General features: G+C 46.3%; 17 protein-coding genes and 5 pseudogenes. 15 read left to right on the top strand and 7 right to left on the bottom strand.

Annotated features, from left to right (window positions below):
* Positions 1 to 87 precede the first annotated feature (87 nt).
* Genes C557_RS0116020 through C557_RS0116010 form a run of 3 tightly spaced genes read left to right on the top strand, consistent with a single transcriptional unit; the run spans position 88 to position 2,607 of the window.
* The gene (locus tag C557_RS0116020; RefSeq protein ID WP_018752905.1) at positions 88 to 1,104 is read left to right on the top strand and encodes an ABC transporter substrate-binding protein; all 1,017 of its coding nucleotides are present in this window, start codon (positions 88 to 90) and stop codon (positions 1,102 to 1,104) included.
* On the top strand, positions 1,085 to 1,861 hold the full coding sequence (locus tag C557_RS0116015) for an ABC transporter ATP-binding protein (protein ID WP_018752904.1): 777 nt from the start codon (positions 1,085 to 1,087) through the stop codon (positions 1,859 to 1,861). Before C557_RS0116020 ends, C557_RS0116015 begins: the two co-directional genes overlap by 20 nt.
* Positions 1,855 to 2,607, top strand: coding sequence for an ABC transporter permease (locus C557_RS0116010; RefSeq protein ID WP_018752903.1), 753 nt, complete (start codon positions 1,855 to 1,857; stop codon positions 2,605 to 2,607). The genes C557_RS0116015 and C557_RS0116010 overlap by 7 nt, the downstream gene beginning before the upstream one ends.
* 329 nt (positions 2,608 to 2,936) lie before the next feature.
* Here C557_RS0116010 and C557_RS25195 read toward each other — a convergent pair whose 3' ends face one another.
* From C557_RS25195 to C557_RS0115995, 3 genes and pseudogenes are all read right to left on the bottom strand, one after another.
* Positions 2,937 to 3,053, bottom strand: coding sequence for a P-loop NTPase family protein (locus C557_RS25195; protein WP_169338241.1), 117 nt, complete (start codon positions 3,051 to 3,053; stop codon positions 2,937 to 2,939).
* Between the two features lie 64 nt (positions 3,054 to 3,117).
* Positions 3,118 to 3,414: pseudogene (locus tag C557_RS25500) on the bottom strand (ATP-binding cassette domain-containing protein); the annotation flags it as partial.
* A gap of 7 nt (positions 3,415 to 3,421) precedes the next feature.
* On the bottom strand, positions 3,422 to 3,799 hold the full coding sequence (locus C557_RS0115995; RefSeq protein ID WP_018752901.1) for a GntR family transcriptional regulator: 378 nt from the start codon (positions 3,797 to 3,799) through the stop codon (positions 3,422 to 3,424).
* Positions 3,800 to 3,949: 150 nt separating this feature from the next.
* On the opposite strand from C557_RS0115995, the gene C557_RS0115990 reads away from it, so the two are divergent.
* The 6 genes and pseudogenes from C557_RS0115990 to C557_RS0115970 all read left to right on the top strand — a co-directional run bounded on the left by C557_RS0115990 (position 3,950) and on the right by C557_RS0115970 (position 9,942).
* Complete coding sequence (locus C557_RS0115990) at positions 3,950 to 4,636, top strand: stalk domain-containing protein (protein ID WP_018752900.1); 687 nt, start codon at positions 3,950 to 3,952, stop codon at positions 4,634 to 4,636.
* A 273-nt stretch (positions 4,637 to 4,909) separates the two neighbouring features.
* Positions 4,910 to 5,152: pseudogene (locus C557_RS25780) on the top strand (alpha-helical endospore appendage domain-containing protein); the annotation flags it as partial.
* A gap of 24 nt (positions 5,153 to 5,176) precedes the next feature.
* Complete coding sequence (locus tag C557_RS25020) at positions 5,177 to 6,898, top strand: collagen-like protein (RefSeq protein ID WP_240472976.1); 1,722 nt, start codon at positions 5,177 to 5,179, stop codon at positions 6,896 to 6,898.
* Positions 6,899 to 7,139: 241 nt separating this feature from the next.
* A complete protein-coding gene (locus C557_RS0115980; RefSeq protein WP_018752898.1) occupies positions 7,140 to 8,252 on the top strand; it encodes a helix-turn-helix domain-containing protein in 1,113 nt (370 codons plus the stop codon).
* A 97-nt stretch (positions 8,253 to 8,349) separates the two neighbouring features.
* Positions 8,350 to 9,369, top strand: a complete 1,020-nt coding sequence (locus C557_RS0115975) for an ABC transporter substrate-binding protein (protein WP_018752897.1) — start codon at positions 8,350 to 8,352, stop codon at positions 9,367 to 9,369.
* 6 nt (positions 9,370 to 9,375) lie between these two features.
* Positions 9,376 to 9,942: a nitroreductase family protein gene (locus C557_RS0115970; RefSeq protein WP_018752896.1), complete on the top strand. Its 567-nt coding sequence runs from the start codon at positions 9,376 to 9,378 to the stop codon at positions 9,940 to 9,942.
* Between the two features lie 5 nt (positions 9,943 to 9,947).
* On the opposite strand, the gene C557_RS0115965 is transcribed toward C557_RS0115970, so the two are convergent.
* From C557_RS0115965 to C557_RS0115955, 3 genes are all read right to left on the bottom strand, one after another.
* The gene (locus C557_RS0115965) at positions 9,948 to 10,943 is read right to left on the bottom strand and encodes a phosphotransferase (RefSeq protein WP_018752895.1); all 996 of its coding nucleotides are present in this window, start codon (positions 10,941 to 10,943) and stop codon (positions 9,948 to 9,950) included.
* Positions 10,944 to 11,197: 254 nt separating this feature from the next.
* Entirely contained in the window at positions 11,198 to 11,806 is a 609-nt protein-coding gene (locus C557_RS0115960) for a zf-HC2 domain-containing protein (protein ID WP_018752894.1), read from the bottom strand.
* A complete protein-coding gene (locus tag C557_RS0115955) occupies positions 11,806 to 12,285 on the bottom strand; it encodes an RNA polymerase sigma factor (protein ID WP_018752893.1) in 480 nt (159 codons plus the stop codon). The genes C557_RS0115960 and C557_RS0115955 overlap by 1 nt, the downstream gene beginning before the upstream one ends.
* 388 nt (positions 12,286 to 12,673) lie before the next feature.
* On the opposite strand from C557_RS0115955, the pseudogene C557_RS23640 reads away from it, so the two are divergent.
* Together C557_RS23640 and C557_RS25495 are read left to right on the top strand one after the other, a co-directional pair.
* Positions 12,674 to 16,477, top strand: a pseudogene (locus C557_RS23640) (DUF5695 domain-containing protein).
* 424 nt (positions 16,478 to 16,901) lie between these two features.
* A pseudogene (locus tag C557_RS25495) lies at positions 16,902 to 17,048 on the top strand (IS701 family transposase); the annotation flags it as partial.
* On the opposite strand, the pseudogene C557_RS25710 reads toward C557_RS25495, so the two are convergent.
* Positions 17,046 to 17,165 (bottom strand): annotated as a pseudogene (locus C557_RS25710) (IS701 family transposase); the annotation flags it as partial. The pseudogenes C557_RS25495 and C557_RS25710 overlap by 3 nt on opposite strands.
* A 195-nt stretch (positions 17,166 to 17,360) precedes the next feature.
* On the opposite strand from C557_RS25710, the gene C557_RS0115930 reads away from it, so the two are divergent.
* The 4 genes from C557_RS0115930 to C557_RS0115915 all read left to right on the top strand — a co-directional run bounded on the left by C557_RS0115930 (position 17,361) and on the right by C557_RS0115915 (position 22,302).
* Positions 17,361 to 18,050, top strand: a complete 690-nt coding sequence (locus C557_RS0115930; RefSeq protein WP_018752888.1) for a response regulator transcription factor — start codon at positions 17,361 to 17,363, stop codon at positions 18,048 to 18,050.
* Positions 18,047 to 19,081, top strand: a complete 1,035-nt coding sequence (locus C557_RS0115925; RefSeq protein ID WP_018752887.1) for a sensor histidine kinase — start codon at positions 18,047 to 18,049, stop codon at positions 19,079 to 19,081. The genes C557_RS0115930 and C557_RS0115925 overlap by 4 nt, the downstream gene beginning before the upstream one ends.
* Before the next feature lie 117 nt (positions 19,082 to 19,198).
* Positions 19,199 to 19,864 (top strand): ABC transporter ATP-binding protein, encoded by a 666-nt coding sequence (locus C557_RS0115920; RefSeq protein WP_018752886.1) that lies wholly within the window; start codon positions 19,199 to 19,201, stop codon positions 19,862 to 19,864.
* 11 nt (positions 19,865 to 19,875) lie between these two features.
* Positions 19,876 to 22,302 (top strand): ABC transporter permease, encoded by a 2,427-nt coding sequence (locus tag C557_RS0115915; protein WP_018752885.1) that lies wholly within the window; start codon positions 19,876 to 19,878, stop codon positions 22,300 to 22,302.
* The last annotated feature ends 152 nt before the right edge of the window (positions 22,303 to 22,454 follow it).

Genomic DNA, 22,454 nt, shown 5'->3' with positions numbered 1-22,454 from the left:
CAAGTAAAGACGGTAGAACAAACTTGAGCCAGTATGGCACATGGCTATGCCTACTATAGATAGAACATACAGGGAGATGGGACAACAATGAAGCTTGGAACTACTAAAAGAACTATGATGCTGCTTGCACTGATGCTGATCTTCGGCATGGTGGGGGTGGCTTGCGGCAGCAAAGCAGCTAGCACTACGAATACGAGTGAGGTAAGCGGCATACCGGTGGTAGCTGATTCGGCAAAAAATCAGCCGGAGGAATTGGCTGAGCTGACGCTGGGCCTGTTGCCCTCCATTGATGCCATTCCATTTGTGATTGCTCATGAGCAAGGCTTTGATCAAAAGCACGGGGTTCTTCTGGATATTGAGACATTCAAGAGCGCCAAGGATCGGGACGTGGCTTTTCAAGCAGGGAAGGTGGACGGAATCAGCGCTGATCTGGTGGCGATCTCCATCTATAATGAAGCGGGGCTGGATGTCAAAATTACCAGCACTACCTTTGGAGAATTTGACCTGCTTACCGGCAATAGCGAAATTCAGGATGTGAAGGACCTGAAAGGGAAGACGGTGATCCTGTCCAAGAACACTTCAACGCAATATACTGTTGCAATGATGCTAAAGCAGGCCGGTCTAGCAGAGCAGGATATTCGGATTACAGAGGTGCCGCAAATTCCAACCCGGCTGGAGCTGTTGAAGAATAATAAGGCGGATGCGGCCATTTTACCGGAGCCTTTTGTCACGATGGGCCAAGCCGCAGGCTTGCGTATGCTTAGCTCGACGCACCAGGCGAATGTAAATCCGTTCGTATTGGCTTTCCCGCAGAGCGCCATCGATGCCAAGGGGGAGGCGATTCGCGCCATGTACGCTGCTTATGATGAGGCAGTTGCTTATATGCAATCCCATGACAAAGCGGACTACATCGATCTGGTGATTAAAGAGGTAGGCTATCCTGAAACCTTGAAGGAGCAAATTGAGGTGCCTGCTTACATTCCGGCTAACCAGGTGGATGTGAAGGAAGTGGAAGCGGCTTTCGCCTGGGCTCGTGAACAGGGGCTGTTGACCAAAGACATTACCCCCGAAGAAGTGATCTCCGATGTCCAGTTCAAGAAATAACGGACTATGTGTCAAGGAGCTTGAGGTAGAGTACAGAAGCGGGGAACTGGCATTGGGGAAGATCAGTTTCACTTTGCCCGAGCATGGCATCTATACCATTCTCGGCCCCTCCGGGAGCGGGAAATCTACGCTGCTCCGCGCTATTACAGGTCTATTGCCGGAATACCGGGGTGAACTGCTGTTCAATGGAAGCTCTTTGCGTGAACAGCACGTTCTGATGGGCTTGGTTCCGCAAAATTACGGCTTGCTGCCCTGGAAGACCGTTAAGTCCAACATTCGTGTAGCGATGAGCATTGCGCATCCCAAGGGACAAAGCAAGCAGGAACGGGAAACGCAAATAGACCACTGGCTAACGGCGATGGGCATTGCCGAGCTGGCGGAGCGTTATCCGCTATCCCTTAGCGGAGGTCAACAGCAACGGGTTGCTATTGCCCGAGCTTTTGCCATCGCTCCATCCATGCTATTGCTGGACGAGCCGTTCTCTGCCCTGGATGCCATAACAAGGGAGACGCTGCAACAGTTATTCCTGGAGCATTGGCAGGCCAATCCGGCTACCGCGCTATTCGTGACCCATGATGTGGACGAGGCCATTTTGCTCGGGCAGAAATTGATTGTTCTCCCTTCAAGCAAAAGCGATCCTGCGGAAATCATCGACAACGGGGAAGTATTTGCGCTGAAGCTTACGGAGAAGCGGTCTAGCGATGCTTTTTTTGCCCAAATGAAGAAGGTCAGAAAGGTTATGCAGGAAATATGGTGAATTCGCGGAGACTTAATTATATCCTGAGATTGTTGCTTGTGTTCATGGGGATGAATACCATCTGGTACGTGGCGCATATTCTGGTGAATCATCCTATGCTGCCTAGCCCAACCGGAGTCTATCTGGCGATGGGCCAGCTTGGTGGAAGAGAGCTTGTGCTGAATGTAGGCTATAGCTTGATGCGCGTGTTTGCTGGCGTTCTGCTGGCACTGATTCTCGGCTTGCTTGTCGGGCTGCTGATGGGACGTTCCGCCCTTTGGAACAAACTGCTGGATCCGGTGGTGTATTTGACGTACCCGGTACCTAAAATCGCTTTGCTCCCCGTGGTGATGTTGTTCTTTGGACTGGGCGAGACCTCCAAGATTCTTATGATCATGCTGATCTTGTTGTTCCAGATTATCATTTCTGTTCGCGATGGCATCAAAGCGATACCGGCAAGCACCTATGATGTACTGACGAGTATCGGGGCAAGACGGGTTCAGCAGTTCTGGCATGTTACTTTACCCGGCGCCTTATCCGTCATCCTCAGCACGATTCGGGTTTCGTTGGGGACCGCGATTTCGGTCCTGTTCTTTACGGAGATTTATGGAACCGAGCATGGCATGGGCTTCTTCATCATGGATGCTTGGCTTCGGCTGGATTATCCGCAAATGTACGCCGGAATTCTGCTGTTCAGCCTGGTCGGCTTTTTGTTATTTTTGCTGGTGGATGTGCTGGACTACCGGTTTATGAAGTGGCGGAGGTAGGGAGCGAAGATTAACTCCGGATTCAAATTCATATTCAAGAGAAACGAGCCGCTAAGCAAGCAGAGGGCTCGTTTCTCATTTATTTCCTGGATCAGACAGATAACAATAACGGCTAAAGCAGCGAGCTCCCATCCATAGCTCAAAGTGATTCACAACGGACAGGATAATTGCATTTTCGTGCTTACTCGACCAAAAGCCCAAAAGTAAAATGACACCTAACAACACCAGCATCATCACAAAGCCGGCATTAACGCCCATAGAGTAGTTTGACGGTAAGATCAGCGCAATGAACAAAAGCGTTAACGCAAAGCTGCTAAAGGCAACCCCCTTTATATATCCAGGATATCGTCCCGTACAATCGGATCAAGCCCGCTAGTGGCTTCATCCAGAATTAAGAAGTCGGCCTGATGGGAGAGGGCAACCGCAAATGCCAATTTTACTTTCATCCCCTTGGAAAAATCCCTTGGAAAAATCCTTAACTTTTTTATTGTCAGGCAACTGAAACTGTTGCAAATAGTTGCGATAAGCTTGCCAATCCCAACGGGAATAAATGCCGGACATGTATTTGCCGATTTCCACAGGCGTAAAAATATCGGGAAAATGATTGTCGTCAAATACAACACCGATTTGATCCTTGATTGCAATTTCGTCTGTCATGTGGTCTTTGCCAAAAATCAGGATTTGTCCAGCGGTTTTCTGCACTTCATTCAAAATGCAGTTGATTGTGGTGGATTTACCCGCGCCGTTTTCCCCGATGAGTCCCATAATTACACCGCGGGGAAGAGTAAAGCACCTCCAGTATGTTATTGGTCATTTAAAGCTTATCCTCATATAAAAGTGTGAGCAGTCCGGTCAGTTTTTCAAGATTTATAGCGCTGGAACGAGCGATCTCAATTGCTTTTGTGAAATGTTCTTCGATCTTTTTCTGCTGTTCTTCAAGATAAAAATCCTGGTTTTGGGCTGACACATAGCAGCCCTTACCTGCGGTTGTTTCAATAAAGCCGTCTTCTTGCAAAGTGGCATATGCCTTCTGAACGGTTAATACGCTAATTTTCAACGATTTCGCCAATGAGCGCACTGAAGGAATTGCTTCTCCGGCTTTCAATTCGCCACTCATGATAGCCGCTTTAATTTGGGTTGCAATTTGCTCATATAAAGGACGGTTTGCGTGATTGCTCACTACAATTTCCAAGCTGACACCACCATTTCGCGAGTAACTGTATTGTATATACAAATACAGTATAATACGGTGTGATACAGACGTCAATGCTCACGAATTTTCCCGTTTTCCAGAGAATATATGATAAGATATTCCTTGGTATATTGCTAAGGAGGGAATATTTTGATAAAGAAAAGTGTTTTGTTGGTTTTTATAGCTATGGTTATGGCAATTGGAGCAATGCCCTTAACAGCTTCGGCATTTCTTGGCAAAACAGATGTAGTCGTTGATGGGAAGCCACTTATAGTAAGTGCTGTGAGTAAGAGGAGTATCACCTTTGTTCCATTCCGTAAGATATTCGATGAGCTTGGGCTCGCCGTTGCGTATGACGCTAAGGCGAAGACGGTAACAGGAACGAAGGCAGGCCTTAAGGTGTCCTTTACACTTGGCAGCAAATCCGCCTACATTAATGGTCAAAAGAAAGGCTTGCAGGCAGCTCCATTTGCGGAAAATGGAAGCGTCTATGTTCCCCTGCGTATTGTAGGAGAAGCGACCGGAGCAAAGGTTTATTACTTACAGGACCTGCAAATTGTACTTATCCATACCTCTGAATTTAATGGTCTGGATTATTCAGGGGAATATGGAAACCTTGTCTTGACGAAGGATGGGGCTTTAACGGCAGACAATGCTCTGGTGTTAAAAAGCTTTCTTGAGTTCTCCCAAGAGGAAAACATTGTTTTTATAAAGGACATTTCTAATACGCCAGAGGAGGATATGTCATTTATTACATTGACTCCCGATACGGTAATTCCAGAACCGGAGCCGTCCCGACCTAAATGGGATATTCACGGAAACCATCCACAGGAATAAGATGAACAAATAGCACAAGAGGAGCAAGCACTTCCGATCTGGGAGAGCTTGCTTTTTTTGTTGATTACGAAATAAACGATGTGACGCGACAGCTAGAATCTTTGAAAATACTGAAAATTCTATAACTTGAATATGCTATAAGTCTACTCCATAAAGTGGAGATGGTGGAGAAACATGCGGACTTTCTTTTGAATGTATAGATAATAAGGAAAGAACACAAAGCAATTTTTAATAATTGAATACAATATATAGGTATCGAAATTACAAATTGTGATGGAGGTAGTAAACATGACTCAACCTAACTTGCCAAATATTACACCGAGTGTTTCTTTAACAAGGGAGGATGCAATTAACCTGATTCTATCATCTATTGCTATGGAAGAATTGGGGCTTAGTCACATTCTGAATGCAGAAGGGGAAAAATTGCAATATGTACTAGGAACACTGCCAGGCTTAACTGGTTCTCCAGCTACAATCGAAGATTTGTTAAGAATAAATAACAGTATAGGAAACATTTTGAATAATACTACACGTAATCAAATGTTTCTACAAACCAAAATGGATCATGCTCTTAACTCAAGTGTATTGGTAGGCCCTACTGGCCCAGCAGGGCCCACTGGTCCTGCTGGGGGGCCTATGGGACCCACAGGGCCAACCGGAGCGACCGGACCTACAGGTGCTACTGGGGCTACCGGTATTGGGTTAGGAGGTTTAACTGTATTTGACCCTTTGAATACACCAACCTATCCAGTTGGTCAAGTTGTCACCTACAACGGCAGCACTTATATGGTAAATTCAGCCCCGCCTAGTGGTATTCCAGGCTCATCTCCAGATTATACTCCATTAGCTGTAGCTGGTGTCACTGGAGCGACTGGCGCTACTGGCCCGACGGGAGCGACTGGGCCGACTGGAACGTTTGATGCTGGCATTGCGCTTTTCTCGGTTAATGATCAAACTGGCGGCTCTGCAGCTATGTTGCCGGGAGATTCAATGAACTTCATCTCTACTACTCTCGATATAACCGTTGCACCTGGATCAGCCAATATAAATATCGAAGCACCAAATGGGCTTACAGGACCGACAGGGGCAACAGGAGCGACAGGGGCCACAGGGGCAACAGGAGCGACAGGGGCCACAGGGGCAACAGGAGCGACAGGAGCCACAGGAGCAACTGGGGCAACTGGTGTAACAGGAGCCACAGGAGCGACAGGGGCAACAGGAGCGACAGGGGCAACTGGTGTAACAGGAGCCACAGGAGCAACAGGGGCAACTGGTGCGACAGGAGCGACAGGAGCCACAGGAGCGACAGGGGCAACAGGAGCGACAGGGGCAACAGGAGCGACAGGGGCAACTGGTGTAACAGGAGCAACAGGGGCAACAGGAGCGACAGGAGCGACAGGAGCGACAGGAGCCACAGGGGCGACAGGAGCTACAGGAGCGACAGGAGCCACAGGGGCGACAGGAGCCACAGGAGCGACGGGGGCCACAGGAGCGACGGGGGCCACAGGAGCGACAGGGGCAACAGGAGCGACAGGGGCAACAGGAGCGACAGGAGCCACAGGAGCGACAGGAGCGACAGGGGCGACAGGAGCGACAGGAGCAACAGGAGCAACTGGGGCAACTGGTGTAACAGGAGCGACAGGGGCAACTGGTGCAACAGGAGCGACAGGAGCCACAGGAGCCACAGGGGCAACTGGTGCGACAGGAGCCACAGGAGCGACAGGAGCCACAGGACCAACAGGTGCAGCAGGAGCAGATGGGGTTACAGGGCCTATAGGACCAACAGGTGCAGCAGGAGCTGATGGGGTTACAGGGCCTATAGGACCAACAGGACCAACAGAAAGTATGTTAGTTGGGCGAATTACTCGGGATGCTAATGATACAGTACCACCAACAACAATTCCGGAAAACGGTACTATACCTCTAGTTGAGATTACTGAAAATGTCCCAGGGTCATTTACTAACTCCGATGGTTTAGTAACTATAACTCAATCTGGCTACTATCTAGTAGAAGCGAGGGTTAGAGTAAGCTCGACAAGTCCACCAAGCAATGTACGGTTGGTAAGAAATGCATCGACCGCACTTACTACCGATAGAGCTGTTCCTGGTCAGCTTTCCGTGCTTTTTTCAAACTCCGTGTTTAACGCAGGTGACACTGTGCGTTTAATCCCATTTGGAGAGGGCATAATTATTGATTCTACTCTAGTTACTGCCGTAAACTATATAAGTTCTGAAATTCGCCTTACAAGGATTATTCAATAATATATCTTAGGTAAATTGTTAAAAAGGAAAAAATAAAATTTTAAATGATCTTGGTCAAAATTTTATTTTGATCAAGATCGCTTTATTGATGGCTTAAGTCAGTTGAGTACGCGAAGCGTGGGAAACCGAAAACCACTGGTGGGTGGTTGAACCTTTGAAATGCTGAAAATCCTGTGCCTTGAATATGCTATAATTCTACTGATAATGATTCTCATATGAATGGAAGACGGTAGGTGCAATCATGAAAAATGGGCATATTCAACAAGCTATGACGTATATAGAGGATCATTTGAACGAGTCAATTAGCCGTTCTGAGCTGGCTGACATTGCGGGCATTCACCCGGATCATTTCTCGCGGATGTTCAAAAAGCAAACGGGGACCAGCCCAAAGGAGTATATCACACGCTTGCGGATGGAGAAGGCGAAATCCTTGCTCGCCAAGTCGCCCGCTTCCATTATGGAGGTTGCCCGCAGCGTAGGGTTCGAGGACCCATACCATTTTAGCCGCAGGTTCAAGCAAATGGTTGGCATAGCTCCTTCAGCTTATATGGCCTCGCCCCAGCTTCGCGTGGTCGCACTCGATGGTTATGGGCATTGCCTGGCGCTTGGTGTGAGGCCTGTTGCGGCTGATGTCAAAGCCATCGGTAAATATGTGCCATGGATGGAGGATGTTGAGCCACTGTCTTTATCCCGGGAACGGGAGGTGGACAAGCAGCGTTTGGCTGCGCTGAAGCCTGATGTCATCATCACAATGAATCGCCAGCACGAGCAAGGATTGGCAGAGGTTGCCCCGGTTGTATATTTGGACGTGCTGGAGGACCCGATTTATGGGCAGCTTCTCAAACTTGCGCACTTTTTTGGCAAAGAGGCGCAGGCGGCACATTGGATCAAGGGGTACGAAGAACGCCGTCATATGCTGCGATTGCAGCATGCGAAGGGCGGGAAGCCGCGTTGTGTAGCGATTCTTCGCGTCAGGGAACCGTTGCTGCAAATTTACGGCATGCAAAATATGGGGTATCCCTTCTATCGCTCTTTACAAATGGTTCCTCCCGAGCGCATTCTGCTGCAAAGTCTATGCAATATTCATTTTCATTCCAGTGCCATAAGTATAGAAGAAATCGGATTTTACGAAGCCGATGATCTGTTCGTCGTGGTACAGCCGGAAGAAGGAGCACGGCGACGGTGGAGGGAGTTGCAGGCCGCCCATTCATTTCGTTCTCATCCCGCTCGTCTCTCAGGCCGAGTATATGAATTAGACGTCAGCCGTTGGCTGGCTTATGATCCTATATCTATTTATTTCCAGATGGAGGAAGCGGCCGGCTGGCTGTTATCCGGGAGCCGTATGTCGGAATAATCCATCCCTTACGCAAGAATTCGCCATGGAGCCGTTCTGATGAGATGATTAAAATATAAATTGATAATCATTATCACAGAAAAAGCGGGAGGGTCCGATGAATTTGCATCATGACTTGCAACTACAACGAAAACCGGGATATACGTTATTGGTGCTGCTATTAATACTGGCATTGCTGGCGACAGGATGCGGATTGGCGAATACATCAAAAAATAATGATGACCCGCAAAACTCGATTTCGACATCTGCGGAGACTCGCACTGTCGTGGACGACTTGGACCGTAAAGTAGAGGTTCCCGTGACACCATCCCGGATTGTGGCCGGGGAGTTTGCTCCCGAACTACTGACACTGGGCATCAAGCCGATCGCCTCGGGGGATAACGGATTTAAGGTCATTTATACGTTGGATCAGATGAAAGGGGTGGACCGTATTGGTGACCCGCCTAACCCGGAGAAAATCCTGGAGCTTGATCCGGATCTGGTTGTAGCACCTACTGTATTCCTGGAGATTTACCGAGAGCAGATGGAACAGATCGCTCGGATTGCGCCGGTATATTACCTGAGCTTCGACCAGGATCCTATCTATGGTATCTTCGTCAAACTGGCTGAACTGGTGGGCAAGAGTGAGGAAGCGAAAGCCTGGATTACCGAATATGAGCAGGAGGCAGAAGCTGCACGAGAGCGCTTGACCACCGCGATTGGCGACGAGACGGTGTCTATTTTCCGGGTGGAGAAGGGTCGTCTGCGTATTTATTTAAACCGGAACTTCGCCGGATATATGCTGCGCAGCAGCTTGCAGCTTCCTGCACCGGATGCTGTGACCGCTGAAATTGAGCAAAATCCCAACAGCTCGGCCGTGCAAATTTCCATGGAGAAATTACCGGAATTTGCGGGTGACCATCTGTTCATTATCGTACGTGAAGAGGGCGATGATCGCCAAGCCTTTGAAGAGATTAAAGAATCGGGGCTATGGAACAGCCTGGATGCAGTGAAAAACGGGAAGCTGCATTTCCTGGAGACAGACAAGTATTATGGCTCCGATATTGTCACGATTCGGGAGACGATGAAGGAAGCGGTAGATATGCTGGCTCCGGCAAGTCCCGAGGAAGGGAAATAACCGGAGATGGCAGGTAAGGAGAAGGACATAGTATCCATCATTAGGGAGCGAAGAACCGTTCGGGATTTTAACGGCCAGCCACTGGAGCGAGAGGTTATTCTCGGTATATTGCGAGATGCTGTTTGGGCGCCATTTCACGGCAGGAAGGAGCCGTGGCGATTCATCCTGTTCACCGGGGATGCCCGAAAACGCTTTGCAAAAGCCGTGATTGGAACGTATTCGTCCGAGCTTGCGGAACGCTGGAGTGATTGGGCATTCAGGCAATACTGCGAGCTGATGCAGGCCCATCTGCTGGTGGTCATTGAAGCTGATTCCCGTCAAAAATATGGGGAGGACGCCTTTGGAGCGGCTTCGGCCTTGATTCAGAATATCCAATTGCTGGCATGGGAACGACAGGTGGGGGTAGTCTGGAAGACCAATGAGTGGAACTGGGACCCTTCCTTTCATCAACAAGTCGGGGTGCAGCCCCATGAGCGCATCGTGGGAACTTTGCATCTCGGTTACTTCGATAAAGCACCCAAGCCGAAAAGGAGAACTCCAGTGGAAGAATTGCTGACGGAGTTCTCCGAATAGAGGCTTTAGACGCTGCGAATCCAATCCGCTTCCGTGCTGATAAATTGGCAGACGGCTGCGGATTTGCGCGTTTGGTCCACTAAGATCGCTACCGGGTCCAGCCCGGCTTCATAGCGGTTAAGGAAATGCAGGAGGACATCAAGCTTGCGGAGTTGAAGCAGCTCGGGAAGACAGGCCCATTCATCCGTTGTAAGCTGACTGGCCTGACGGTACCCGGCCAGCATATCCAGCACTACGCGTCTGGAAAGTCCGCCAGGTGCAGATAGCTGCTCGGCCAGGACTACGGCCAATTCCATCGCCCGGAGGTCATGGGTGGCGAACTCGAAGTCGAGCACCGCACTGACGGCCCCACCGTCCATGAGCACATTGGCGTGGGAGAAATCCCCATGAATCCATTGCCGCTCCAAATGGCGGATGGATTCGGCCCGGCTGGACAAGGAGACCCAAATGTCCAGCAGAAAGTTCGCCTCCCCGGCAAGCGAAGCGAGGGCGGGGTCGGCATGATAGAGGCGGCGGGCGCTTTCCGCCGCCTCTGCTGTGTGTCCGCCCAGCAATTCGTCATAGGGCGGGTAGGCGGGGGCGGCTTGAAGCCGCAGTCCCTCCATGGCCTGCGTAAGCTGGCCTGTGGCGAGGCCATAGGCATAAGCCAGGTGGTGCTGTTCCGGTGTGGGCTTCGCCCCGGACAGGTAAGTGAACAGCGCGGCAAGCTTGCCGTCCGGAGCGATGGTCCAGGTGCCGCCTTCCCGGGTGCGCAGCGGGCAAGGTATGGCAAAAGGCAGTTCCTGCTCCGCGAGCAGCCGCAACAGCTCGTGTTCAACCGCAAGCTTTTCCGTTGAACGGTGATTTTCATAGATACGCAGCACCCGAACCTCTTCGTCCGGAAGCAGCACATACCGCGTTGTATTATTCATGCCGCTGTCGCGCTCCTCGACTCCAAGGCCAGGAGGAAGCGAATAGGCTTCAAGAATGGCTGGAATATAGTCAGGGTGGAGCGTAGTCATCGGTGGGTCCAACTCCTTGGTAACATTTCTGCTAATAAACCAAACAAATGGCTCTATCTTAAGACTAGTGGTTGACAGCAGGCCCCTATGCAGCGGAGGGTCGTAGGGGTTCTGGAAAAACGGAGCGGTCGCCTTTGTGAATGAATTTCTTTACGAACGCGCAGTCTCCCCTTCGCCCAAACGTCAACCACTGATTTTAGTTTGGAGCCCTTATTATACATCGACCTTGGACACTACACTAGTGCTAGCCATCTTTAAGGATTGAGATTATCCCCGGTGAACGTAATATCACCATCGTCGAGCCGTAAAATAATTTTATAATCCTCCCGCTCGAAATTGTCCAGTTGGGTACCATACAAAAACGACTTATTCTCGGCTTCGAGAAGGGGAGAGGGCACGAGTTGATACGGCTTAAGAATCTTGCCAATCACCGGGCGGATGCCATCCGCATTAGCTTCACCATAGAGGGATTCGGTCCGTACGAGCAAGGCCTTGTTATTGGTTAACTCCAAATCAAGCTGCCAAAGGTCTCCTTCAACCTGAGTCTTATAAACCAGTTGATTTTGACTTACAGGTGAGCCTATTGCGATGAAGTAAGCCGCTACAGCAAGAACCAGGACGATGCCGGCAGCACCCAAAAGTAATTTCCCCGTAATCTTCCTCCTGATTTTCTTGAGAAAGTCGATTTCGCGGTGAGCTTCTTTAGAGGGGGCGGCTGTTGTGGGGGTGGACATTTTAGTATAAATAGCCTGGCAGGCTTGGCATTCCTGCAAATGCTGCTGAATTTCCGCCTCCGTCTCTTTGCTCACCAAGCCGTCTATATAACTAGGTAATAAATCCTGAACAACATGACATTTAAGCATTAGAGCACCTCCATAAGTTTTTGTTTGGCCCGGTAGAAGTTCACCCGTGCCCAATTTTCGCTTTTGCCCAAAATTTCACCGATCTCGGCAAATGAAAATTCACCGGATATCCGCATATGTACAACCTCACGCATCGGCTCGCTTAGTTGATGAATAGCCTTGTACAAATCCATCTTGTGACTCTGGAACAGTGCGGCTTCCTCCGGGGATTTAGACGGCGAAGGAATATCCTCGTGAAGCTCATGATGGGCTTGCTTTGTTTTCTTGGCCAGCTCCTGATACCAAATATGCTTGGCAATTTGGCATAGCCAAACTCTGATTTGGCAAGAGCCATCATAAGTATCAATGGAATAAACAGCCCGGTAAAATGTCTCCTCCGTAAGTTCCTCAGCCCAGTCATCATCATGAGTCAAACTGAGTAAATATCTGTAGACGCTGTTAGCATGATTTTTATAGATTTCTTCCAAATCCTTCGCCATTAGTTCACCCCCTCTCACACTATATATCTATAAAACTAAACTTTCGTTACAAATGAAATAGAAAAAAATTGGGTGGCCATTTTATCCAGTCTGACATAGACTCACGAAGAAAAGCCACCAGCGGACCAGTTCATGAAGCTCTTTACGAAACAGGAATCTATAAAATGTTAATTTATATGAAAAATTCATAGTTTTACATTGACAACGTTTACATTATAATGAAAATAACATAAAATTCAGGCAGATGAGAGATGAGAAATCTAGTTAAAGGGAGGTGAGTTGTTTTTCGGGCAAGCAGCGGAGAGGGGACGAGCATACAAATGGAACCCGGATTGGTGAAGAGGGGCTGTTCTGACTATTCCTGAATCAAAGAAGGAGGCGGCGAATGATGGGGCAAGGAAGGACGTTGTCAAGACCTGTGAAATGGCTAGTTGGCTTATTTGTGGCAAGTACGCTGGTTATCGCATTACCGAAGGCGGCTTCCGCCTATACATTGTCCAACGGCGATTTTCAGGTTACTACCGGAGATCACGGAGAAATCACCAGCTTGCAGATTGTCGGGGATAGCTTTCCGACCAACTACGTGATGAATGCTACCAACGCACCGCAGCAAAATACGTCTGATCACCAGTGGTTGGGGGAATTGATGTTCAAGTACCGTCTGAATAACGGGGCTTGGACAACGGCATGGACCAACCGCTCTGCAGATGGACGGACACAAAGCCAATCCGGGAATACGGTCAATATTACGTATGAGAATTCCAGCCATGCGGAGGGGATTCGCAACTTCCGGGTGAACGAGGCTTACTCTTTGCAAAACAACCACCTGCGCTGGGAGATCACTGTCACCAACACCAGCAATCAAACGCTGGAGATCGGCGATTTCGGACTGCCTCTGCCTTTCAATGAATATTGGTCAGCTGGAGGGAACGAGCAAATTTACGAGTCTCGGGTCGTAACTCACTCCAACGTAGCCAACAACAACTCCTATATTACTGTTCAACGTCCAAGCGGCATTGGCAATACGCTGCTTATGGTACCGGATAGCACGACCGGAGCCGGGTTTGAATATATGGACAACTGGCGGGTTGAAGAGCATCCGGGCAGCATGTGGGCAGCCGACCAAGGCGGCTGGCCAGAAGGACTGACGGTGTTCTACATCCACTCCAATGTCATCAAGAGCACGAACCGGGGCTACTTGCCCAACACGAGCCTGATCTTGGCACCAGGAGCGAGCAAGACATATGCTTTCAAGTTTTTTAAAGCCGCTAACGAGCAAGCGGTGAAGGATCGGCTATAATCGGAAGGCATGATCGACTTCACTGTCGTACCGGGTATGATTGTGCCTACGGACCAGACGGCCAAGTTCAGTCTGCGGACGACCAAGGAGATCAACTCTGTCGTGGCGCAATACCCTTCGCAGACCACGATTACTTCGCTGGGTGCTGCGCCGGGTGGTCATCAACTGTACTCGCTGCAATTAAATAGGCTTGGTCAAAATGATATTACAGTCAACTATGGTAGCGGAGAGAAAACTGTCCTGCAATTTTACGCTATTGAGCCGATTGCAGATGCTTTACAGCGCCATGCCACGTTTATGGTGCAGAAGCAACAGTGGAATGTGCCGGGCGATATCCGGGACAAGGTATTTGACGACTGGATGATGCAATCGAACTCCCGCCGTAATGTATTTGATGGTTATTGGGGCTGGGGAGACGATTGGGGCTTGACTCATGGCCAGTTCTTGGCCGAAAAGAACGTCCAGAGACCGGTAGCGTCTGAAATTCAAGCTGTGGATGACTATCTGGAGACGGCGATCTGGACCAATCTGATGAATGGGCATCATGAGGATTATTTAATTCACGATTTCCTGATGCCGGAGCCGAATACGACGCCAACTTATCGGGGTTACGCTTACCCGCATATTTACAATACCTACTTCAGCATGTACAAGCTGGCGAAGATGTACCCGGATATGATCGATTATGAACATCCGCGCACGACTTATCTGCTGCGAGCCTATAATATTTTTAAAGCCCTTTATGATGGTCCGGTTGCTTACAACTGGAACACCGGACTCATGGGTGAGTTAAGCACGCCGGAAATGATCAAGGCATTGCAAGAGGAAGGCTACAACACTCAGGCTAACGATGTTATCAATAAAATGAATCGCAAGTATAACAACTTCCGCAACACTACTTATCCGTACGGTTCGGAATACAACTATGATAATACGGGAGAAGAATCCGTATATATGCTGGCGAAAATGAACAACAACCAGACGATGATGAACAAGATCAATACCAAGGTTCGGGCGACTCGCGGCCATATGCCGCTCTGGTACTTTTACTCGGTGCCGGTAACGATTACAGGTGAGCCGTGGTGGAACTTCCAGTACACGGTAGCCCTGCAAGGCTATGCGATGGATGACTGGGTGCGCAATTATTCCACGAATCCGGAGGTGGAGCAACGTCTGACCTATGCTTCAAAGATTGGCAATCTGAGCGCTATCAATTCCGGGCAGATCAGTTCCGATCCGGAAGATATTGGGGCGGTAGCCTGGACGTATCAGATGACCAAAGGCAACCATGGGGCGCTCGGTGTCGGAGGTGGACCGCTGTTTAACGGATGGCGTGGCATGTCCGGTGAAGCCGATCTTGGTCTGTGGGGTGCGATCAAAATTATGAGCGCCGATGTGGCGGTCGACCCGTTGTTTGGCCTTTACGGCTATGGGGCCGATGTCACTAAGAGTGGGGACAACTACGTTGTTATTCCCAAAGACGGAGTGTTCCAGAAGCTGAATCTGATTACAGAGAAATTCGGGATGGCACTGGAGCGGGATACCTATACGACAGCCACGGTAGCAACCTACAAGGACCATGTTCAATTTTCGCTCCAGAATGCTACGCCAGGGACCGCTCATACCACAAAGGTTACCTTTACCGGTCTTGCTGCGGATTCCTATGATGTATTAATCAATGACGATGTCGTTGGCTATGTGACAGCAATCAATGGAGCACCGACGGTGGTCTCCCTGAACATCGGCACGGCCACGACCTATGACATCAAGCTGCAACCGGGCGAAGGTCCGGGAGTGCCGGGCACACCGGAAGTAGTAGCTATCTATCCTCTGGATGAGACAGCGGGCTCGATGGCCACCGATACCTCAGGCAATGGGTACAACGCTACCCTGTCCGGTGGAACTAGCTGGGTCACAGGCAAATCCGGCAATGCGCTGGCCTTGAATGGCACAAATGCATACGCATCACTCCCTTCAGGGATCACCAGCAATCTGAACGATTTTACGGTAGCTACCTGGGTGAATCCAGGCGCTAATTCGGAGTGGGCCCGGATTTTTGATTTTGGAACAGGAACGGACAGCTATATGTTCCTGACTCCCGATGCCGGGGGAGCCGCCGGGCTGCGATTCGGCATAACAACGAATGGGAATGGCAGCGAGCAGCAGATTAGTGTGAACACGCCGCTGCCTACCGAAGAATGGACTCATGTTGCGGTTGCAAAATCCGGATCAACGGGCATTTTGTACGTCAATGGCAGCGAAGTCGCGCGAAATACAGCGTTGACCCTAAGTCCATCGCATTTGGGACTGACTACACAGAACTGGATCGGGCGCTCTCAATTTGGCGGGGATCCTTATCTGAACGGAAGCATTGACGATTTCCGGATTTACGGTCGTGGGCTCAGCGCTAGCGAAATTGCTGCACTGGCTAGTGATTCTGGAGGAGGCGAGGAGGAGGCGGAGGATATCGCCCCACTAGCTACGGCTTCCGCCTCCTATGTGTCTCCTTGGGAAAGTCTGGACGGCTTGAATGACGGCTACACACCAACCAGCTCCAATGATCGTGGACATGCGGTTTATGGGAATTGGGACAACCCGAACACGACCCAATGGGTTCAATATGAGTGGAATGAGACCTTCACCGTGGATCAGGTGGATGTATACTGGTTCGATGACGATGGAGGGATTGACCTCCCTGCCAGCTATACCATTCAATATTGGGACGGGGCAGCCTGGGTGGACGTAACCGGAGCTTCCGGCTATGGGATTGAGGCCGATCAATACAACACAACGACATTCTCGCCGGTGACGACCGACCGCTTGCGGCTTATGATTGTGGCCAAGGAAACGACATCTACGGGCCTGCAAAGCTGGAAGGTCTACGGGTCCTGAGTGTGGCATCGGAGTGATCGAGGAATAGGCAAGAGCTGAGAAAATCATAACCATCCTTCAAACGGGTGGTTATGATTTATTTTTTGAGAATTTGTTTTTTTCAGAACATCAGCCATGCCAAGCAGTCACGGCAAGGTGGCGGCTCCTACAACAGCCAACAAAAGTGCTTGCGCGCATAATACTCTTTGGGCGACCTAAATGCCAAGATAGCTTAGGCAACCCTCTATGACAAGCTGTTCCCCCTCGGATTCAACAATTTGAGGAAAAGAGAACGGAATCTGCGGCTTCATATCATGGTAACGCATGAAGAATTAGCCACCATACAAAAACGCATGGCAGAAGTGAATAGTCAAAATCAGAGTGCTTTTATTCGCAAGCTGGCCCTTGATGGATATGCCGTAAACGTTGACCTTGCTTCTGAGCGGGCTATCATGTCATCGGTGCACTGAAGACCAATCGGATTCTCTACCCCCAAGGGATCCGCGTCTCCATTCAAGACTTCGCACAGCACATCCGCAAAGAAGACGTTCGCCTCGTCACCGTGAACGGTTCGTCGTATTGGATGTATCGCCGTCATGTAGGTTTCCAGATGTGCTAAAACAGGCTTGGAATAATACAAAGGTAGTCGATGCTGCAACAAGTAGTTGCGGACAGCAGTCGGTTCAGGTACGATGGCGGTATGAGACATTCGTGATTCTCCTTCGTTTAAAAGTGTGTTGTGGTGACTACTTTTTAACACAAGGAAAGCACTTTGTCTCTTTTTTATTTGTTTTTACAATTTACTGGAAGTGAATTTGCTCATTTATAGTATTTAGGATATTTCTGCAACAATTGTATTGTAATATGAATTTTTATAGTGAGGCCATAGGAGGAAGTGATTAGAATGAAGAAAATTTTGATAGTTGAAGATGATACCCTTTTAAATAAAACAGTGGCATACAATTTGATTTCTGACGGATATGAAGTCGTTTCGGTATATAACTATGCTTCTAGTATTAAATGTTTACGAGAAACATATTTCGATTTAGTATTACTGGATATTAATTTACCCGACGGAAACGGACTGGATTTATGTGGTGAAATCAAAGAAAGGTATGCTGATAGTTATATTATATTTTTGACCGCCAACGATAGAGAAAGCGACATGCTAAAGGGATATGAGGTAGGGGGTGCGGACTATATCACAAAACCTTTTTCTGTTGCTGTTCTTGGCAAGAAAATAAATGCTGTTTTTGAAAATATAGAGCAGAAAAATCCAAGGCATGATCTATATGATGATGGCTTTTTGAAAATAGACTTTTCTGAACAGTCCGCTAGTTTGAATAATAATACTGTTGATTTTACTCCTAAAGAATACCGCACACTGCTTCTCTTTATAGAGAATCCCAAAATAATATTGACAAAACGACAGCTCTTAGAAAAATTATGGGATATTGACGGCGATTTCGTAGATGAACATACATTAACAACTATCATAAGCCGTATACGCAAAAAAATTGAGGTAAGCGACCATAAGTATATTAAAACCGCTTATGGTATAGGCTATCAATGGATTGGCGGTGGTAATTCATGAGCAAAAAATCTCTTTCTATTCACAAAATTATTATTGGAATTTCCATAGGAGGAACCCTTACGCTCTTTGTCCTAATTACAATGATGTATTTACTAATTAAAAATACATTTGTAATTTATGGGGGCTTGGCACTGCTTATTTCTATGCTGTTTTGGGGCGTTTTATTTCTACACCTGTTTCAATATAAACTGTCTGAGTTTACCGCAGATTTATGCAGAACATTAGACAATATGATAGATGGAACTAATAAGCCGGAGATTAATTTAGAAGAGGAAAGTCTGCTTGCCCGCATTAGTCACCGTTTGGATCGACTTTATAATATCATGCAAGAAAACAGGCAGAAGATTGAACAGGAAAAGACAGAGCTACAAACCCTTGTTTCAGATATTTCCCATCAAACAAAAACACCAATAGCTAATTTAAAGATTATAAATGATACCTTATTAACACGTACTATGACGGAAGAACGAAGATATGAGTTTTTACAAGCTACAAGTGGTCAATTAGAAAAACTTGATTTTATGATTCAGGCATTAGTGAAAGCTTCTCGTTTGGAAACTGGATTAATTGTCTTGGAAAAGAAATTCGCTCCTGTCTATGAAACAATCGTATCTGCGCTAAATGGTATTTTAGCTCCATTAGAGAAAAAAGAACTATCTCTTACCGTAAGCTGTCCTGAAGAGCTAATCCTTTATCATGATGTTCGCTGGACAGGTGAAGCACTGTTTAATCTATTGGATAATGCAGTAAAATATACTCCGGCTAATGGCAGTATTCAAATAGCTGTCCACGATTGGGAAATGTATATAAAAATAGACATAGTGGATACAGGGAAAGGTATTCCAGAAAGCGAACAGGCATCAATCTTTAAACGATTTTATCGTGAAGAATCTGTCCATGAAATTGACGGAATAGGAATTGGTCTTTATATGGCTAGAGAAATTATTACAAAACAGGGCGGCTATATTAAAGTCATTTCAGAGGTTCAACAAGGCACCACTTTTTCTGTTTTCCTGCCTAAAAATAATTAGTTGCTAAGAATATCCCAAACTTGAAGCAATTCGTGTGCAAAATCCTTTGTGCTAGGAGGTTTTTGCAACATTCTTGCTTTACAATGAGCACATCAAACAAAAAAGGTGAGGAATGATATGAGTATATTACAAGCAAAAGATTTGAAAAAACATTATGGTATAAAGCCAAATATTACCCATGCTCTTGACGGGGTAACTCTTTCTATAGAGAAAGGTGAATTTGTTGCTATTGTCGGAACCTCTGGTTCAGGCAAATCCACATTGCTACATATGATGGGGGGATTGGATATTCCTACTTCTGGAAGCGTTGTTGTGCGGGATAAGGAACTTGCCAGAATGAACGATGAACAGCTTACTATTTTTCGACGTCGTAATATCGGCTTTATTTTTCAAAACTATAACCTTGTGCCAATTCTAAATGTCTACGAAAACATTATTCTTCCTGTAATGCTTGACGGTGAAATGGCAGAAGAAAAATTTACAGGTGAAATTGTGTCTATGCTCGGATTAGAAGATAAGTTGAAAAATATGCCAAGCAATCTTTCAGGTGGACAGCAACAGCGTGTCGCAATCGCCCGCGCCCTTGTAACAAAGCCGGCTATTATTCTCGCCGATGAACCAACCGGCAATCTTGATAGTAAAACCAGTGCAGATGTAATGGGGCTTCTAAAGCGTACTAGCGGTGAGTTTAATCAAACAATCGTCATGATTACTCATAATAGTGAAATTGCTCAACTTGCCGACCGTATTGTACGGATTGAAGATGGCAAAATCGTTGGTTAGGAGGGGATATTATGACATTACCATTTGAAAATAACACGAGCAAGATTTCAAAAAAACTTGCCATCCGCAGTTTGAAAACAGGAAAGATAAGAAACATACTTATTGTACTTACCATTATGATTTCTGTATCTTTACTATCAGCTTTTGTCTTATCACTCGTGGGAATGAATACTTCTGAACAGAGACAACTACGGCAATCAAGCCATGTATTGTTTAGAGATGTAGATGTAGACCAAATTAAACAAATTAGTGAAGATACAAGAACTCTGGATACACTCTTGTTCAAACAAGCTCCAAGCAGCGAAGTTGATAATTATTTAGTAATTCCAATCTACTTTGAACAAAAAACCGGAAATATTTTAATAGATCAAATAGTTGAGGGGCACTACCCAAAAAATATAGATGAATTGGCCGTTGATAAAGCCTATATGCGGCAGATTGGGCAGGAACTACAACTCGGAAATAAAATAACGGTTACTTTTTATAACGGAATTACTGAAACTTTTACTGTTACAGGTTTTACAGACAATGGTTCAACTGAAAAAGTTTATTCCCTATATTTTTCCCAAGAATACGCAGAAAAAGGGAGTCAACTAAAAGACGCTATCACGGCTCTTGCGGTTCAGTTAAAGAATACAGAGAATATGTCTAAAAACTCCTTTGAAGAAACTGCGCAAGAGCTTGGCACAACCTATGGCCTTTTAAATAAAAACATTGATGTAAATGATGCTTTTGCAAAATCGCTCACCCCTAACGGGGAAGATATAATAATTGTTCTGCTTGTAACCATATTTATTTTATTTGTTAGCTATTTGGTTATTTACAGTATTTTTTATATTTATATTCAGAATCAAATACGAGATTTTGGTCAATTGCGCACTATTGGGGCAACTGCAAAACAGATACGGCGAATGATAATAATAGAGGGAAGAATCCTTTGTGTTATTGGTACTGTATTAGGACTTCCTATAGGATATGCTATCGCCTATTTTTTCAAGCCGGACGGCTGGAACCTTAGAAATGCACTGATAGCCAGCATTGCCATTTTTATTTTTGCTTATACGACAGTCATTCTATCCTTACGTAAGCCAGCCAAAATGGCAAGTTCAATTTCGCCAATAGAAGCTACTAAAAATTCGAGCTATAACAATTTCAAAAAGTTATTTTCAAAACGTCTGCACCGTAAGATTACGCCTTTTAGTCTTGCTCTCATGAGTGTTACAAGAAATCGAAAGAAAATCATTATGACAGTTATATCTCTTAGCATTGCCGGAATTATGTTTCTGGCTGGAACAACACTAATTGCTTCACTCAATATGGAGAAGTTCGCACGACAAGGCATGATGGACTATGGAGAATTTATTATTTCGTTATCGGGAAATGCAGTAAAAAATAATGAATTTGGAGCTACCGGTGTACAAATGCAGAATCCGTTAAGTGACCAATTTATAAAAGAAATTTCAAAAATTAGTGGAATAAAAGAACTATCTATTTTTGAGAACTTAGCTGTTTCTTACAATTATCAGGACAGTCAGGAACGTGATACCTTATCCCCTTTTAAGAGTGAACAAGTAGATTTACTAAATCAGTACGCTACCGAAGGAAAAATTAATTATCAAGAAATGATTGATAACAATGAAATTCTTGTTTTAAGAAATTCACATGCAGAATTTGTATATGGGTGGAAATTTAAAATTGGCGATACCATAACATTCAACTGGTATGATGGGCAAAATTATCAAAGCAAACAATATAAAATTGCTGGTGAAATTAATGATACTGTTTTTGAGGATACTGTTGGTGGAAAAGCGTTTGGAACTGCTAAGCATTTTATAATTCCTCAAGAATTACTTGAACGAATGGTGCCAGGAGGAATAAACTTAAATTCAACTGTAGTTGTTTCGATAAATAATAATGCTGAGGAATCTGCAATAAGAAGTCAAATTCAAGATTTAGTCGCCCAAAATCCACTCTTATCATTGGAAACTCTATACGATTATTATGAAGAAAGTTCATCTATGTATCAACGTACAAGTGCTGTGATTTGGGGAATCAGCGGATTTACTATGCTTTTCGCAATTATCAATCTTATTAATACACTTATGGCAAATACTCTGTCCCGTAAGCAGGAATTTTCAATCTTACGGTCTGTCGGAATGAGTAAAAGTCAGTTGATAAGATCAATCCAATACGAGGGATTAATTTTAGCTGGCTGGAATATTGTATTTACCCTACTTTTTGGTGGCTTGGCAGGATTCGGAATTGTTTTATATCTAAATAGTGTTGGTGATGATTCATGGGTTTGGACTTTCCCTATGATTTACCTTCTCGGATATATCCTTGTGGTTCTTTTGCTTTCAATTATAATATCTTCTGTTGTAATAAACATTCTTCAAAAAAGATCTTTAGTTGAACAATTACGTGACACCACAAACTAAAAATTGAAGCAATTATAAGAGGATTATTCTCAGGAAATGAATCAGCATTTACATAATCTTAACATTATGATGATATGGAGATCATCGATGTTGCGTAACATAAGAAATTGAGCTTTTAAGCTCTTGTCGTATTTCTGACCGAAGGTGAGGTA

This window comes from Paenibacillus sanguinis 2301083 = DSM 16941 (assembly GCF_000374825.1).
In the GTDB taxonomy this organism is placed as follows: Bacteria; Bacillota; Bacilli; order Paenibacillales; family Paenibacillaceae; genus Fontibacillus; species Fontibacillus sanguinis.
Note: the sequence above shows the minus strand (reverse complement) of the source record. Positions and strands in the feature narration are given on the sequence as shown.